We start from the raw sequence: 17,013 nt of genomic DNA, 5'->3' as shown, positions 1-17,013 counted from the left end.
CAATGAACCATATGGGTTATGCACCATGATTACATGTATCCGCGACGTCCGCCGGGCCAAGGGCCTTACCCTCCAGGATGTGGCCGATCGCTGCGTGCCGCCCACTACGGCTCAGACGATCGGCCGGCTCGAAACCGGAACCCGCACCGTCTCGGTTGGCTGGCTCAATCGCATCGCGGCGGCGCTCGGCGTGGACGCGGCCGATCTGGTCCGCCTGCCCGATCGCATCGACCTGCCGGTGCTGGCGATGATCGGCGCCGATGGCGCGCATGCTCCAGCGCGGCCGCTCAGCCTCACGCCCCCCGCGCCGACGGCAGGCGCGGTCGCGTTGCTCGTCGAAAGCTCGATCGGCGATTATCGCTCCGGCGACGAGATATGGTGCGAGCGCGTTGCGCCGGATGGCTTCGCCCGCGCCCTCAACCGCGACGTGCTGGTTCCCCGCCCGGCCGGCCGCTTCGCCTTCGGCCGGCTCATCGGCGCGGAGGAGGATCGCCTGCTCCTGCTCCCCCCCGGCGCAGGTTCCCGCCAGCAGGTCGTCACCAATCCCGCCTGGATCGCCATCGCCACCCGCCTCGTCAGGATATTGGCGTAGCCGGCGGACGCCGATCGACGGGCGCCGGCCGTTGGGGCTGGCCAACCCGCCCTATACGGGCGGGCGCGCCACCGACAGGGCGGTTGCGGCTTCCCCTCGCGGATCGCATTAATTGTTCTCCATCGGAAACAGTCTGGTCATCTTCACGCTCTTGTTGAAGGTCGGCCTATCCGCAAGGATATGCTGGCAACGATTGAAGCAGGCTTCCGGCATTGCGCATTCGATCTGCAAATGACTGCGAAAATCGCAGCATGATGGGGGAGATCGGGCGCCGGAGCATGTCGGTGCGGCGCTTGTCCCCCACTTCATATGAGGGAGGGGAATATGAGGCGCCGCGTCCGACTGATTATACTGATGAACAGTGCCATCGCCATTTCGGCACCGGCGGCCGCCCAGGAAACCCATCAGCCTGTTGAGGACAACAGCGGAATCGCGGACATTGTCGTCACCGCGCAACGCCGCGAAGAACGGCTGATCGACGTGCCGATTTCCGTCTCCGCGCTGCGCGGCGAAGCGCTCGAGCGCGGCGGTGTCACAACCGTCAGCAATATTGAAACGCTCGTTCCCAACATTCAGATCAACCAGACCGTCGGCAACACCTTCGGCCCCCTCATCTCAATCCGCGGGCTTGCTCCGTCGTCCGATACCAGCCTCGGCCGCGATCAGCCCGTCGGTCTCTATATCGACGGCGTGCCGATCGCGAAGTCGACTGGCGCGGCATTCGACACGGTCGATCTCGAGCGGATCGAGGTGCTGCGCGGCCCGCAAGGCACCCTGTACGGCAAGAACACCATAGGCGGCGCGGTGAACCTGGTAACCCGCCGGCCTTCGGGAGAATTTGGCGGGCGCCTCGTGCTGGGCGCGGGCGAATATGATCTCTATACCCAGCGTATCTCCGTCGACCTGCCGACAATGGGCACGCCTGATGACGCGTTGGGCACGCTGAAAGCCAAGTTCGCTTATTCCGGTCGCCAGTTTGACGGTTTCTACAAGAATGACGGCCCGTCGGCTGATTTCGGCCGGCAACGGCTCAAGGCGGGACGCGTGGACCTGCTATGGGAGCCTAGCGATCGGCTCTCGCTGGCTTATGGTTTCGACATCAGCGACAGCAACGGCACCGGCGCGATGCTCGCGATCAGCGCGCCGGGCACGATCGCTCCCGGGACACCCCTCTATGGCCTGATCGGCCCGTATATTCACCCCGATCGCCCGGACCGGATTTCCGCCGACAACAATGTCCGCAGCGATTTCAAGGTATGGGGTCATGCGCTGACGACGCAGTTTGACGTCGGATCGACCGGCCTGGGCGATATCACGCTGAAATCCATCACCGCCTGGCGGCAGCTCAAAACCCGGAGCGACAGCGATTTTGACGGCACGCCGAATGATCTGGTCCGCTTCACGCTCAACAATGATTATCAGCAGTTCAGCGAAGAATTTCAGATTATCGGAAGCACCGATCGTATCAAATATACGCTCGGCGCCTTTTATATGCGGGATAAATATGGCGTGTATAATCCGCGCTGGAACTTCCAGTTCGGCGGCAATAAATATGATCTGAGCGAGCGCGGGGCCAATAATTATTCCGTTGCGGGCTACGGGCAATTTACGTGGACGCCCCCCATTGCCGGCGACCGCCTGGATCTTACCGTCGGCTTGCGCTGGACGCGGGACACCAAGGACGTATGGGAACGTTTCATTTCCTACACCGCCTATGCCGCCGATCCGGCGGCCCCCGGTTCGGGCGTTTTCCAGCGTGGCCCCGATGGGACGCCGATCACGATCAGCGGTGGGCCGCCGTCGGGCGCATTGCCCGGCGCGGATCCGGGGCCTGACGATCTCATTCCTCTCCAGAATGATCGATCCTGGTCGCGGCTGACGCCGGAATTCAACGTCAGCTACAAGCTGCAGGACGACTGGAACGTCTATGGGCGGGTCGCGACCGGCTTCAAAAGCGGCGGCTTCAACGATACGGCGTCCAACAATGCGGCCTTCAACGCGCCTTACAATCCGGAAAAGCTGCTGTCTTTCGAACTCGGCACCAAAGGCGCCTTCTTCGATCGCCGGTTGAGCGTGAACGCCGCCGTCTATCACAGTATCTACAAGGATTTTCAGGCCGGCGTGTTCGTGCCGGCGGTGATCACCACCAACATCATCAATGCCGGGAAGGCCGAATTCACCGGCTTCGAGATCGAAGGCCAGATACGCCCGATCGACAGCCTGAGCCTTAATTTCGGCTATGGCTATCTCGACGCGCGATACAAGGATTTCGTGCTGCCATCGGGTGAGGACGTGACGGACCTCTACAAGATCCCGCTGGCGCCAAAGCACAACTTCCTGCTTGGCGGGGAACATCGGCTCGATCTCGGCTCGATGGAGCTCATCACCAGCCTGAACTATTCTTGGCGCAGCGCGCAATGGGGCACGATCACGCCCGACGAGCTCAGCAAGCGCAAGGCCTATGGCGTGCTCGATGGACGGATCTCGCTCGCCGGTATTGCGCTCGGCGGCAATACGGAGCTTGAGCTGTCGGTTTGGGGCAAGAACATCACCGACGAGAAATATTGGGTCAGCGGCATCAACCTCAGCCTCTTCACGGTTCGGCAGTGGGCCGATCCCCAGAGCTTCGGGGTCGAGGCCAGCCTCAAGTTCTGAACGCGCTGGTGGCGGGCGCCGGAAGGATGAGGGAAACCGCGATCGCCGGCGCCAACGGCTTGCCGCGGATGGCGTTCGCGGCGCTCTTTGCCACGACGCTGGCGACCGCGATCGGCAATACGGGTCTCATATCGGTGATGCCCGCGGTCGGCCGTCAGCTTGGGATATCGGACTTCCTGATCGCCAGCATCTTCTCGCTTTCGGCGCTGATGTGGGCAATCTTTTCGCCATATTGGGCTGCGCGATCCGATCGACGGGGACGCAAGCCTTTCATCCTTGTCGGTCTTGGCGGGTTCATATTCTCGATGCTGGGCTGCGGCCTCGTCGTCCTCGCCGCGACGGCCCAGCTTGCCGGGCCGACCGTGATCTTCATGGCCTTTCTCGTGATCCGATCCAGCTACGGCATGTTCGGCTCGGCTTCCGCGGCCGCCGCGCAAGCCTATGTCGCCGATCATAGCGAAGGCGCGCGCCGGGTCAGGGCGATCGCGACCCTGGGCGGCGCGCTCAGCCTGGGGACGATCTTAGGCCCAGCGCTCGCACCATTCCTGATCCTGCCGCCGGTGGGGCTGTCGGCCCCGATGTTCTTCTTCGCCGCGGGCGGCGTCGCCATCCTTTTGCTGGCGGCTATCGTGCTGCCTGCGGATGGCCCGCCGAAACTGTCCCGCCGCCGCGTCGAAAGGACAGGCTCGATATGGGGCGACCAGCGCGTCCGTCCCTTCCTCCTATATGGCTTCACGGTCAGTTCGGCTCAGGCCGCCAACACCTATACCCTTGGTTTTCAGGTCATCGACCGGCTCGGCCTTCCTCCGATGGAGGCGCAGGGTGCGATCGGGTTGGCCATGGTTACGGGCGCCGCCGCCGGGCTGCTCGCCCAATGGGGGCTGATAGCCATGGCCGGCATGATGCCCCGGGCCTTGCTCCGCTGGGGCGCCGCGCTCGCGCTCGGCGGCAACATGTTGATCGTGATGCTTCCCGGCTATGGCGCCCTTGTTACCGCCTTCGCGCTGACCAGCCTGGGCTATGGGCTTGCGCGGCCCGGCTTCTCCGCCGGCGCATCGCTTGCCGCGCCGGATGAAGGACAGGGAGCGGTGGCAGGCGCTGTCGGGTCGATCGCCGGCGCCTCGATCGTCATCTCCCCGATCCTGGCCGTCGCGCTTTATGAGATCGCGCCAAGCGGCCCCTTCATTGTTCTCGGCGGGCTGATGGCGGCAATGCTCGGCTATTGCTGGACCAGCCCGTCGCTGGCCGAAAACCGGGTGCGATCGGACGCGATCGTTTCCTGTGAGCGATAGTTTGTGCGCGGTGGTTGCCTTGTGGTGGCGCCGTGCGGCGCGATAAATCGGACAGGATCAAATCGCCGGGAAGCCCCGCGCAAGCAGCAGCGAAATCCCGCGCAGCCGTCAGCAGGAGAATGTCATGGACCGCTACCTCGTCATATCGTCCGACGGTCACGCGGGGCTGCCGCCTGAACGCTATCGCGATTATCTCGAGCGCCAATATCATGCGGAGTTCGACGAGCGCCTCGAGCGGGAGATCAAGGCTCGGGAAGAGCATGAAAAGCTGTTCCTGCTCGACGATTTCAACACGAAATGGCGCGCCAAGGTAGGCGACGGGCTGGAAGGCGCATGGGATCCCGTCATCCGCAACCGCGTGCTCGATCAAGATGGCGTGGCCGCCGAAGTGCTGTTTCCCGACGGCATTACCGAACGTAATGCTCCGCCTTTCGGCGCCGATGTCGGCCTGCGCCCGTTTGGCGTGGCCCCGGAACTGCAATGGGCAGGCGCCCGCGCGCATAATCGCTGGATGGCCGATTTCTGCCGCGACGACCCCGTCCGCCGCATCGGCCTCGCCATCATTCCTGCGCTCTATGACGTCGAGGAAAATCTCAAGGAAATCCGGTGGGCGCGCCAAGCCGGGCTGAAGGGCGTTTTCCTGCCGGCGATCATGGATGGCTATGCGATGTATAACCATCGGAAATATTATCCGATGTGGGATCTGCTTCAGGAACTGGACATGCCCGTTCATTTCCATTCGGGCGGCGCACCGGCCTATGACACCAGCCAGCCAGGCTGGATCGGCACCTATCTGTCCGAATATGCCTTCTGGCTGACACGGCCGATGTGGACGATGATCTTCGGCGGCGTGTTCGAACTCTATCCTCGCCTCAAGGTCGCCTTCACCGAAGCGGGCGGGGAATTCTGGTTTCCCTGGGTGCTCGAGCTCATGGATATCCGCGCTTCGGTGAAGCACACCAGCGGCAAGCTCGGGGATTATAATTCCAACCTGACGATGAAGCCGAGCGAGTATTTCGCCCGCAATATCTGGGTGGGATGTTCCGCGCTGCCGGACGAGGAGACGACCGAATCCTATTACAAGATCGGTGTCGACCGGATCATGTGGGGCACTGACTATCCCCACCCCGAGGGAACCTGGCCGGCGACGCTCCAGAAGATGAGCCTGAGCCTGGGCGGCCTGCCCGAGGCGGATATTCAGAAGATGCTCGCCGGCAACGCCCTCGACGTCTACGACGTGGACAAGGCGGCGCTGTGGAAGCTCGCCGCCGAAATCGGTCCGCAAAAGGCGCAGTTCGTCAAGCGTGCCGCATGATCGCGACCGGCCAACAGATTTGGCCCCTATTGTAAACAATCCCGGCCAAACCGGGTTTCCTCCGGTGCCGCACAGGAATAGCGTTCCGCGCAATGCCGCCTTCGAGGCGGCACTGCAGGGGACACGACAGGTGACTTGGCGCGGCATCGAGGAGTTTCTTGCAGTCGTCGAGACCGGCAGCTTCACGGCCGGAGCCGAGGCGCTCGGAGTCTCCAAATCCTTCGTCAGCAAGATGGTGAGCGAACTTGAGACGCGTGTCGGCGCCCGCCTGCTTGTCCGCACGACACGGCGCCTGTCGCTGACCGCCGCCGGCGATCTGTTCCACCAGCGCTGCATGGAAATGCGCTCGTCTCTCATCGATGTGGAACGTCAGATGGCGCAGTTCCAGGAACGCCCGGTAGGGCGTCTCCGCGTGGGGCTGAGCGACATATTCGGCGTCACCTTCATGTCATCGATCGTCGCCGAATTCAGCGCCCGGCATCAGGAAATCTCGCTCGAGGTCGTGGCCTATCTGCGCGAGGCGGATCTCGTGCAGGAACAATTCGATGTCGTTATCCGATACGGCAGGCTGATCGATTCCGGGCTCAAGGCGCGTTTATTCGGCTATCTCTCATACTGCCTGTGCGCCTCTCCCGAATATATCGCGCGCCACGGCTGGCCCGAAAGCCCTGCCGATCTGGCGGCGCATGCGTGCCTCGCCGATCTGGGCGGTTATTTCTATTTCAATGAAAAGCAGGCGCCCAACAATCGGGTGAAGGTTTCGGGCACGTGGAAGAGCAACAGCGGCATCGCGCTCGCCTCGGCCGTGCGGCATGGATTGGGAATCGCGCAGCTGCCGATTAGCATCATTCGCGATGACCTGATGGATGGCCGTCTCGTTGCGCTCAACCAGGACTGGGCCTTTTACGACAAGGAAGTGTGGGCGGTGTTTTCACCGGGCATGATACCCGCTGCCACCCGCGCATTCATCGATCACCTTGCCGTCAGCTTTGAGCATCGCAAACTACGGCCATGGATGCGGCCGGCGATGACCGCTTTGGGTGAACATATCCACCGGCGATAGGCGCCATTGTCCGCCGACATGGACAGTGCTTCCCCCCCGGCGATCTTCACCCGCTGGAATGAAAGGTTATTCTGCATCTTGAAAAGCGCCAAAGAGCAGCAACCGGACCGCCACAAGGCGGCCGGCGATAGGAGAGGATCGATGCTCCAACGGTTTCCGATGACGATCCCATTTGGCTGGTTCTTTGTCAGCTATAGCGATGAGCTCGCGATCGGCGCGGTCCGCCCGATCCATTATTTCGGCCGCGACCTCGTTCTTTTCCGGGGCGAATCCGGTGCGGTCGGCCTGCTTGACGCCTATTGCCCGCATCTCGGCGCCCATATGGGCCATGGGGGCACGGTGGAGGGAGACTGCCTTCGCTGCCCCTTTCATCATTGGGCCTATCGCCCGGACGGCTTCTGCGCCGACATTCCCTATGCCAGGCTGATGCCGCCCATCACCAGGCGCGAGCCGATCGCACGGCCTTATCCGGTAGTGGAAAAGAACGGGGTGGTGTGGGCCTGGTATCATCCCGATCGCATCGCGCCGACATTCGACGTGATCGAACATGCCCCCTTTACCGATACCGGCTGGAGTCCCCCTGTCCGCCGTTTCTGGAGCTTCGCGAGCAACCCTCAGGAAATTGCCGAGAACGGCGTCGACTTCGCGCACTTCGAATATGTGCACAGGATGGAAGCGGTCCCCGAAGGCAAGACCACCTATGACGGCCATATCCGGCGAAGCAGCGCACATGGCGAGCGCGTGGCGGTGCTGCCCGATGGAACCACCAGGATCATTCCGTCCAGCGTCAACACCATCCAGAACGGGGCGGGCCAGAAGTTCACGCAACTGCAGGGCGTCGTCACGCTTTCGCTGATGGTTCTGGCAACCCCCGTCGAGGCCGATCAGGTCGAGCTGCGCTTCTGCTTCACCTTCCCCGAAACGGATGAAGGTTCGCCGGAGCATCGGGCGGCGCTCATGGCGATCGAATATACGTGCGGGCAGACGGGCGTCGAAGGCGATATCCCGATCTGGCATCACAAGATCCACCGGGCGCAACCGCTCCTGTGCGACGGTGACGGCCCGATCCTTCGTTTCCGGCATTATTTCCAACAATTCTACGCAGGCGAGGACGCCCCGCAGCAGATGGCGGCCGGCTGACCGACCGATTCAGGATCTGGATGTTCTGCGTGCAGGCCACCGCCTGCGCGATGAGGGCAATTTTGCTCAAGGGAGAAGCGCATATGGCCAAGCTACGCTTTGTACAGGGATCGTCCGGCGCTCCGGCTTCGGCGAGCCTCAACAACACGGTGCGGACGGTCCGGGCCACCTATGAAACGGATGCCGAGATCGTCCGCGCCATGTTGCCGCGGCCTCTCGTTCCGGCAGCGCGGCCCGAGGTTTTCCTCCAGTTCGCCCATGTGGCCATGCACGTCACGCCGGAAACCACCGTCGAGATCGGCGCGCTGACGCTGGGCCTGATGTGCGATTATGAAGGCACACCCGGCGGCTACGTGTTCCATATGGCAATGGAAGGCGAGTCCGTGGTCACGAGTGGCCGGGAACGTTTCGGCGAGCCCAAGAAGATCGCGGAAACCACCTTCGAAAAGGATGGAAATCACGTGCGTGCCACCTGCACGCGACACGGCATCACATATTTCGAGGTCGACGGCACGATCGGCGAGGATCAGGGCAAGCCCGAACCCTTCGAGGAATATTTTTATTGTTACAAGGGTTTGCCATCAATCTCCACGCCGGGTGAATTCGATGGTGACGTGTTTCTCACACGGCTCAACTGGAAACGGAACTACAGCTTGAAGCGCCGCTTCGACGGGCAGATCCGCTTTCACGAGTCCGCATATGATCCGCTGGTCGATGTGCCCATCCGCCGCATCGTCAGCCTCGATTATGTCGAAGGGGCGACCAATACGAGCGGGCAATTGCTCCGCACCGTGCCCAGCGAGTTCATCGCGCCTTTCTGGGTCCAGCGCAACGACGTGCCATCGAATCCCGGAATAGACGTTCCCCTGATCGGCTCCAAGGCAGCCTGATGCGCGACTTCAGGGATCGCGTCGCCGTCATCACCGGCGGCGCCAGCGGCGTGGGGCGTGCCCTGGGCGCCCAGTTGGCGGCGGAGGGCGCGAAGATCGTCCTCGCCGACATCGACCAGGCGAGGCTCGATGCCACCGCCGCGGAAATAGCGACGGAAACCGGTGGCGACGTGATTGGCCTCCAGGTCGACGTCACCAAGGCGGACTCGGTTGAAGCGCTGGCCGAGGCCGTATGGGCGCGCCATGAAGCGGTCCACCTGCTTTTCAACAATGCGGGTGTCGGGCTGGGGGAGGCCCAGCGGACGATCTGGTCGCTGCCCACCAGCGATTGGCATTGGGGGTTCGACGTGAACCTCTTCGGAGTGGTTTACGGCATCCGCTCCTTCGTGCCGCGGATGCTCGCATCGGGTGAAGAAGGGGTCGTCATCAACACCTCTTCGTCCAATGGCGGGCTGCGTTCGCTTCCCAACACCCCAATCTATGCCGCGTCGAAGGCGGCGGTGACGAGCATCAGCGAAGTCCTTTACCAGCAGTTGCTGCGCGAGGGCGATCGCGTGCGGGCGGCGGTGTTGTTCCCGGGTCCGCATGTCGTGAACACGTCCATCCTGGCCTCCAAGCGCAACCGCCCCGCCGATTATGGCGACGATGACGGCAACAAGCCCGCATATGAGACGATGGAAGATCTGGTTCGGACAACCGGCCTGAAAATGGCGCTGACCGAACCCGAGGAGGTCGCGGCCTTCGCGCTTGAAGGCATTCGGGCAGGCCGCTTCTGGCTGTTGCCCGAAAGCAGCGAGAATGACGACAAACTGCGGGAGCGGATGACCACGCTGTTGGCCCGGGCCAACCCCGTGTCGGCCTGGTAGCGATAGGAAGGAAAACGCGCGTGGCGAGCAGGGTGTTGGAGCGGCAGCGGCTGGCGCAGGGCGAGCCGAGCACGCCTTACCGTTGGTATGTCGTCGGCGTCCTTTCGCTGGCTTATTGCTTCAGCGCGATCGATGCGCGCGTGCTCACCCTCCTCGTCATCCCCATCAAGCAGGATCTGGGCCTCAGCGATTTCCAGATCAGCCTTCTGCAGGGGTTCGCCTTTGCGCTGCTATACAGCGTTGCCGCGATTCCGATCGGGCGGTTTGTCGATACGAGCCGAAATCGCACGCGGATCATCGTCTGGGGCGTGGCCTTCTGGTCCATAATGACGATGGCGTGCGGATTGGCGCGCAACTTCGGCCAGCTCTTCGCGGCGCGTATCGGCGTAGGCGTGGGGGAAGCGACGCTCAGCCCGACGGCATATTCGCTGATCAGCGATTATTTCGATTCAAAGCGCCGCGCGCTCGCGATCAGTTGCTACGCAATCGGCTACCCGATCGGCGGCGGGCTCGCCCTCATCATCGGCGGGGCGCTGCTGCAATATTTCGTCGGCAAGGGCGGCGGCGATCTGCCGATCATCGGGGCACTCGCGCCATGGCAGATGGTTTTCGTGGTGGTCGGCCTGCCGGGCACCTTCATCGTCGCCCTGCTGCTCACCATCCGTGAACCGATGCGGCGGGAGCTCGCCAAGGGATATGAAACGCATCGGATGCCCCTGACGGTAACCTTCGACTATCTCAAGGCGAACTGGAAACTCTACGCCATGCTGATCAGCTCGATTTCGCTGATAGGCATGCTCGCGATAGGCGTTTCGCTCTGGTATCCGACATTCCTGATCCGAACCTACGGCATGTCCATCAGGGATGTCGGACTATATTACGGAACGGTCATGCTGGTCTGCGGCGCAGCCGGAACCGTTGGCGGGGGCTGGCTTTCCGGGCGCCTGATGAAAGCCGGCCGGGCCGATGCCAATATGCGCATCGTGCTGGCGACGACCCTTATAAAGGCGCTCCCGCTGATCATCGGCCCGCTGATGCCGAACGCGGCCCTTGCGCTCGGCTGCATGGCGGTGGGCACGCTGGTCGGCCAGGCGGCGCAAGGGGTCATGATCTCGGCGATCCAGGATGTGACCCCCAATCAGCTGCGGGGGCAGGTGATGGCGCTGACGCTGTTGTGCGTGAACCTCGTGGGATTGGGGCTGGGTGCCAGCTTCATCGCCGCGATCACGGATTTCGGGTTCGGCGACGAGGCAGCGCTCCGCTATTCGATCTCCATCGCGGGCGGAATCCTGTTGCCGGTGATTATCGGGATCCTGTTGATGGGGCTGCCCATCTATCGCGCCAGCCTGAACAACGCCCGGGATCGGATCGTTTGATCTGCGGCGGCCGACTGTGGGATACCGCCACGCTCAGGAGAAGGCATGCGCGAATATACGAAATTCTACATCGACGGAGCTTGGGTGGATCCCGCTGGCGGGGCACAGGTGCTCGACGTCATCAATCCGGCGACCGAGGAAGTCGCCGGACACGTATCGGCCGGAACTGCGGCCGATGTCGATCGCGCAGCGGACGCGGCGCGGCGAGCATTCGCATCATGGGCCGTGACGACGCGCGAGGAGCGGATCGACCTCCTCCAGCGGATTATCGCCGAATATAAACGGCGCGAAATCGAGATCGCGGACGCGATCACCGAGGAAATGGGCGCCCCGCGATCGCTGGCGTTGCGCGCGCAGACGGGAAGCGGCCTCGCCCACCTCGAAGCGGCAGTCGCCGTGCTGCGGAACTATGCCTTCGCGGAGGAGCAGGGAACAACTCGGATCGTCAGGGAGCCGATCGGCGTGTGCGGCCTGATCACGCCCTGGAATTGGCCCCTGAATCAGATTGCCTGCAAGGTCGCGCCAGCCATTGCCACCGGTTGCACGATGATATTGAAGCCGTCCGAGATCGCTCCCTTCAGCGCCTATCTGTTCGCCGAAGTGCTGGATGCGGCCGGCGTGCCCGCGGGCGTCTTCAACCTCGTCAACGGCGGAGCCGCGGCAGGCGCGGCCATCGCTTCGCATCCCCAGGTGGACATGGTTTCGTTCACCGGCTCGACACGCGCCGGTATCGAAGTCGCGATCGCCGCCGCCCCTACCGTCAAACGGGTTTCACAGGAACTGGGCGGGAAGTCACCCAACATCCTGCTGGAGGACGCCGATTATCCCACGGCCGTCGCGGCCGGCATCAGGCAGGTGATGAACAATAGCGGCCAGTCATGCAACGCGCCGACGCGGATGATCGTGCCAAAGGCACGAATGATGGAGGTGAGCAGGCTCGCGCGCGACGCGGCGGCGGCGATCAGCGTTGGCGATCCGGCTACGGACGTTTCGATGGGGCCGGTCGTCTCGGCCACGCAGTGGGGCAAGGTCCAGCGCCTGATAAAAAAGGGAATGGACGAAGGGGCCACGCTCATTGCCGGCGGCCCCGGCCTGCCCGACGGAATCGACAAGGGCTATTTCGTCAGGCCGACCGTCTTCGCAGATGTCACCAACGACATGACCATCGCGCGCGAGGAGATTTTCGGCCCGGTGCTCTCGATCCTGGGATATGAAACGCTCGATCAGGCCTGCGAGATCGCCAATGATACCGACTACGGCCTTGCCGCCTATATCTGGGGGGCGGACCCTTCGCAGATTCGCGAAGTCGCAGCCCGCCTGCGCGCGGGCCGCGTATCGCTGAACGGGAGCACTGGCGACAGCCTCACGCCATTCGGCGGATATAAAATGAGCGGAAACGGGCGGGAATGGGGCGCCTTCGGCTTCGACGAGTATGTCGAGATAAAGGCCGTGATGGGCTTCTCCAATGCCCCCTAGGCTCGGGGAGCGCAGGCTTCAATCCAAGCCTCGTCCAATTCAGGAAAAGATCCAACACCCGAGATTGATGAATGTTATAGCGAAAGCTGGCGACCTGCCGTTGCGGATTCCCCTTAAAGGCTTAGCTTGATCTCAGTTCACGGATGCCGATTCCATTTGCGGGCCGGCGGTTGGAGTTGCAGGCTCGCCTTGCTAAGCATGTGCGAAAATTCGATGCCAACCATCAAGCAAGGAGCGCTTCATGATGGGGTCGGACAGCAGAGCGATCAGGCTCGTTACGGCGTCTGATGCCGCCGCCCGGACGGACAACCAGCCGCCCGACGCCGACGCCACGGCATGGCTCGGGGCGATCATCGACAGCAGCTTCGATGCGATCCTCAGCAAGACGCTCGACGGGCTGATCACAAGCTGGAACGGCGGTGCCGAAAAGCTCTTTGGCTATACCCGCGCGGAGGCGATCGGGCAGCCGATCACCATGCTCATTCCGGAAGACAGGCTTCACGAGGAAATCGATATCATCGCCCGGCTTCGCCGGGGGGAACGTATCGACCGGCTGGAAACCGTGCGGCTCGCCAAAGGCGGGATACCGGTCGAGATCGAGGTCACCATTTCGCCGGTGCGCGACGCGCAGGGGCGCATCATCGGCGCTTCCAAGATCGCCCACGACATCAGCGAACGCCGGCGCCAGGCCGAGGCGCAGCAGATGATTCTGCGCGAGATGCATCACCGCATCAAGAATCTCCTGACGATCGTGCAAGGATTGGTCAGCGTCAGCCGCAGGAGCGCTTCGACCGTCGACGCATTCGCCGACGATCTGGGCGACCGGCTGGCCGCGCTCGGCGCGGTGCATCGCCTGATCCTTACCGAACCGGGCTTGGAGACCGATGAAAGCGCCGCCCTGGACGCCGTTCTCCACGCGGTCCTCCACCCCTATCTCGAGGGTGGGCGCATCACGATCGAAGCCCCGCCCGTGGATATAGGGCGGCACGCCCTCACCTCCATGGGGTTGCTGCTGCATGAGCTGGCCACCAACGCGGTGAAATATGGCGGCCTTTCAAACGCGCGGGGCACGCTCGACATCAAGGCCGAGCTTGATGGGGACGACCTCTTGCTCATGTGGCGCGAGCATGGCGGACAAAAGCCGAGCGAAGAGCGGCACGGATTCGGCACGGACCTGATGGCCGCCGCCCTCAAGGGGCTGGGCGGCACGATGGAACGGGCCTGGCTGGCGGACAGCCTGGAACTGGCATTGCGTCTGCCGAGGGACAGGCTGGGGCGATAGGCCGGGAAAGGCGCGCCCGTCCCGCCCATCCTCGCGATGGTCGCGGTGTTCGAGCGGTGCTCCTAGCGGACGGTTTCAGAACAGCGCATCCGGCGACCGGGCGAGGATCGAGGGGCGACGCTGGCCGGGACCAGAACCAGCTTGTCGACGGAATATCCGGTCAGGGATGGTTGAGCCGGGTCTCGACGCGCATGAGCGAGATCGCCGTGCGCCGGGGTTGCGTAAGCATGAAATGCGTGGAGACGGCGATATCCTCCGCCCGCAGCATCCTATGCTGCCGGATCAGCTCCCGCTGCTTTTCGGGAGGAAATTCGGGATATTGGAAATCTGCGCCCGTGAAGCCCGGCTCTATCAGGCCGACCTTGATGTCCTGCTCGGCCAGTTCCTCCCGCAGCGATTTCGCAAATCCCTGGATGCCCGATTTGGCCGCCACGTAGATGGAATTGCCTCCCTTGCGCGACACGGCGGACATCGATCCGATCAGGACGATATCGCTCCCCGCCTTCATCCGCTTCGCAGCGGCCTGTGTGGTGGTGAGGTAGGACGCGAAATCCACGGCGATCTGGTAATCGGTATCCCCATCGTCGGTTTCGGCCAGCGCCTCGGCCGGGACCGCCGCGTTGATCACGGCAATGTCGATGCCGCCCAGATAATCCTCGGCGGCATCGAAAAACCGCTCGGCCTCCTCCCGGTTGGCGAGGTCGACATTGATGCCGTCCCCCTCGCCTACCTCGCGGATGCGCTTCAGCGCGTCATCCAGATGCTCGGGCGTTCGGCCGCAGACGAATATCCTGGCGCCTTCGGAGGCGAGCAGCACCGCGATCGCGCGGCCGATCCCCGTCGTGCCGCCGGTGATGATGGCCTTGCGCCCCGCCAGTCCCGGCTGCTGGGTATGTGCGTCGGATAGCTCGGTCATGCTTACCCTTTCCCGTCGATCCAGCTGATGATGAGACGGCCGCTGGCCGGCACGTGATAATCGATGCGGTCGGCCCCCATCGGGTGCCCGCGCAGGACATCGCCGTCGGCGGCCGCAACTTTTGTCCTGGGCAGCTTGCGGCGCTTTTCCCGAACGAAGCTCAAGGTGGCGACGCAGGTTTCGCCGCCGTCCAGCATGATGCTTAGCGACCGATCGCCGATGCGCTCGATTCCCCTGATGAAATGGTCGCAGAACAGCTTGAAAGGCGCGCCTTCCACGGCGTGGAAATTGCGGGTTGCAAACACCATCGCGGCACCCGCGCCGTATATTTCCTGGCCGACCTGACCGGGACATTGACCATCGGGATAGAGGTCCTCCAGCGGGAACGACAGCTTGCGATCGATATGGCCGTTGCGGTTCCCGGTCGCGAGGATCCCGACCGGCAGGACATCCGGATAATAATACCAGGCGCGATCGAGCGCATATCTGCAATATTCGGCCACCAGCATCCGCACCGCCGGATCGAGATCCGGCCCGCTCTGATCCAGATAGACCTCGAAGGCGGTGAAGGCGTCGAAACACTCGTAGATCGCCATATAGGGCGCGTCCTGGAGGCAGGTGACGCTCAGGAAATTGCGGTAATGCACCGCATGCTCGAGCTCGCTCTCCCATATCTCGCAATTGTGGAAGAAACTGGCGAGATAGACATAGCTCTGCTCGGCATATTTCACGTCATTGGTGATGCGGTAGAGCCGCATGCAGGCCGCGGCGCCCCAGGCGGTGAGGTTCGCCTGATAGTTGAGGTTGAACCGCATCCCCATGGCCGCATCGATCGCTGCCTTTGCCTCGTCGAGAAAGCGCGGATCGCCGGTCAGCTCGTGCGCCTGCAGCATGACATAGGCATAAAGGCCGCCGACATCCGTCTGGCCGCGATCGTCGTTGGCGGTCGCGGTGATGACGGAAAAGTCGGTTATCTTATATTGGATCGGCCATTTATAGTCGAAGTGCCGGGCGGCCCTGATGCTGAAGTCGATGCAATCGAGGAACAGCCTGGCCGAAGACCCATCGCCCGCCAGCGCCATCCGCCCCAGGTTGAGCATCGGGTGGTAGAGATACCAGCTGTCGACCGCGTCGGCGTCCTTGTCGTCGCCGACATTGGGCAGGTAGCGCCTGAGCGCCTTCAATTCCGGATCGTAAAAGCGGCTGAGCCCGGCGCGCAGTTCGGCTTCGAGCGGATGGGCCGCGCCCTGCCATCTCCCCCAATCGAACACCGCCGCCAGCACCGAGATCTGCACCATCGAGTCCGGATATTCGCTCGCGGTATAGGGGTGGACATAGCGATGGCCATAATGGCGGATCGTCGCTTCCGGGGCCTTGTCGAGATCGATGAGCGTCCGTTCGGCGCGCGCCACCCAATCCCGATAGTCCGTGGGCGGGAGGTCGAGAAGCTTATAGGCTTCGCCCAGCATCTGCAGGAACTGGCGCGCGGATTCACGCTCATGCGGCGGGGCGTGATGGCGGAAGACGAGGATCGCGTCGGACAGCGTCACCTCGACCCCGGCAGTGAGCGGGTCGGACGGCAGCTTGCCCGATTGAACCGGCGTCGGTAGCAGATAGCCGAGTTCCGGCCACAGGCCGCCGACCGCGCCGTCGGGGCTGGTTTTGGTGGCGCGATAATAAGCGTTCATCGCCGTCAGGTTCTGGAAATAGAGCACGTTGCCGAAGGCGGGCTCGTCGATGCGGAAATAGATCATCCCGCTGTTGAGGCCGCGCTGCGCCGCCTCGACACGGCCTTCCGCCCCAAGGGGATCATCGTCCCCGTCAAGCGGATAGAGATCGCGCGGCATGAACGGAATGAGGGCGGGCATCGACGGCGTGAAGGTGGCCGTCATGCGGATATGCTCGAGCGCATCGCCGCCGGCCCGGAGCACGATGGAGTGGTTGCCCATGGCGCTTCCGAGCTCAAGCCGCATCGTCTCGCCCGCATGCGCCGCAACCTTCTGGCAGGTGAAGGCGGTCGGCAGGAATGCGGCACGCAACGCCAGGCCGCCGGCACCTTCGCGGCGGATGAGGACCCACACCGAATCCCGCGAGATCAACACCTCGCCGGCGAGATCATTGATATCGAAACGCGCCGCGATCCGCCCTTC

Annotated in this window: 13 protein-coding genes; 11 read left to right on the top strand and 2 right to left on the bottom strand. The window is 63.1% G+C overall.

What is annotated here, in order from left to right:
* Positions 1–25: 25 nt before the first annotated feature.
* The 11 genes from G432_RS17150 to G432_RS17100 all read left to right on the top strand — a co-directional run bounded on the left by G432_RS17150 (position 26) and on the right by G432_RS17100 (position 13,947).
* Positions 26–592, top strand: coding sequence for a helix-turn-helix domain-containing protein (locus G432_RS17150; RefSeq protein ID WP_015460086.1), 567 nt, complete (start codon positions 26–28; stop codon positions 590–592).
* A 354-nt stretch (positions 593–946) separates the two neighbouring features.
* Positions 947–3,247 (top strand): TonB-dependent receptor, encoded by a 2,301-nt coding sequence (locus G432_RS17145; protein WP_015460085.1) that lies wholly within the window; start codon positions 947–949, stop codon positions 3,245–3,247.
* A gap of 26 nt (positions 3,248–3,273) precedes the next feature.
* Positions 3,274–4,539, top strand: a complete 1,266-nt coding sequence (locus G432_RS17140) for an MFS transporter (protein WP_015460084.1) — start codon at positions 3,274–3,276, stop codon at positions 4,537–4,539.
* Positions 4,540–4,663: 124 nt separating this feature from the next.
* Positions 4,664–5,854, top strand: a complete 1,191-nt coding sequence (locus G432_RS17135; protein ID WP_015460083.1) for an amidohydrolase family protein — start codon at positions 4,664–4,666, stop codon at positions 5,852–5,854.
* Positions 5,844–6,917, top strand: coding sequence for a LysR family transcriptional regulator (locus tag G432_RS17130; protein WP_236626808.1), 1,074 nt, complete (start codon positions 5,844–5,846; stop codon positions 6,915–6,917). The genes G432_RS17135 and G432_RS17130 overlap by 11 nt, the downstream gene beginning before the upstream one ends.
* A 141-nt stretch (positions 6,918–7,058) precedes the next feature.
* Complete coding sequence (locus tag G432_RS17125; protein ID WP_015460081.1) at positions 7,059–8,057, top strand: Rieske 2Fe-2S domain-containing protein; 999 nt, start codon at positions 7,059–7,061, stop codon at positions 8,055–8,057.
* A 20-nt stretch (positions 8,058–8,077) separates the two neighbouring features.
* Positions 8,078–8,947 (top strand): acetoacetate decarboxylase family protein, encoded by an 870-nt coding sequence (locus G432_RS17120; protein ID WP_015460080.1) that lies wholly within the window; start codon positions 8,078–8,080, stop codon positions 8,945–8,947.
* Positions 8,947–9,813, top strand: coding sequence for an SDR family NAD(P)-dependent oxidoreductase (locus tag G432_RS17115; RefSeq protein ID WP_015460079.1), 867 nt, complete (start codon positions 8,947–8,949; stop codon positions 9,811–9,813). Before G432_RS17120 ends, G432_RS17115 begins: the two co-directional genes overlap by 1 nt.
* 20 nt (positions 9,814–9,833) lie before the next feature.
* Positions 9,834–11,189: an MFS transporter gene (locus G432_RS17110; RefSeq protein WP_015460078.1), complete on the top strand. Its 1,356-nt coding sequence runs from the start codon at positions 9,834–9,836 to the stop codon at positions 11,187–11,189.
* Between the two features lie 45 nt (positions 11,190–11,234).
* Positions 11,235–12,665: an aldehyde dehydrogenase family protein gene (locus G432_RS17105; protein WP_015460077.1), complete on the top strand. Its 1,431-nt coding sequence runs from the start codon at positions 11,235–11,237 to the stop codon at positions 12,663–12,665.
* A gap of 241 nt (positions 12,666–12,906) precedes the next feature.
* Positions 12,907–13,947: a PAS domain S-box protein gene (locus G432_RS17100; RefSeq protein WP_015460076.1), complete on the top strand. Its 1,041-nt coding sequence runs from the start codon at positions 12,907–12,909 to the stop codon at positions 13,945–13,947.
* Positions 13,948–14,107: 160 nt separating this feature from the next.
* Here the strand turns inward: G432_RS17100 and G432_RS17095 are convergent, their stop codons facing one another.
* Both G432_RS17095 and G432_RS17090 read right to left on the bottom strand, forming a co-directional pair.
* On the bottom strand, positions 14,108–14,863 hold the full coding sequence (locus tag G432_RS17095) for an SDR family oxidoreductase (protein ID WP_015460075.1): 756 nt from the start codon (positions 14,861–14,863) through the stop codon (positions 14,108–14,110).
* Between the two features lie 2 nt (positions 14,864–14,865).
* A complete protein-coding gene (locus tag G432_RS17090; RefSeq protein ID WP_236626806.1) occupies positions 14,866–16,944 on the bottom strand; it encodes a hypothetical protein in 2,079 nt (692 codons plus the stop codon).
* Positions 16,945–17,013: the final 69 nt, after the last annotated feature.

It is taken from the genome of Sphingomonas sp. MM-1 (assembly GCF_000347675.2).
Classification (GTDB): domain Bacteria; phylum Pseudomonadota; class Alphaproteobacteria; order Sphingomonadales; family Sphingomonadaceae; genus Sphingomonas_E; species Sphingomonas_E fennica.
Note: the sequence above shows the minus strand (reverse complement) of the source record. Positions and strands in the feature narration are given on the sequence as shown.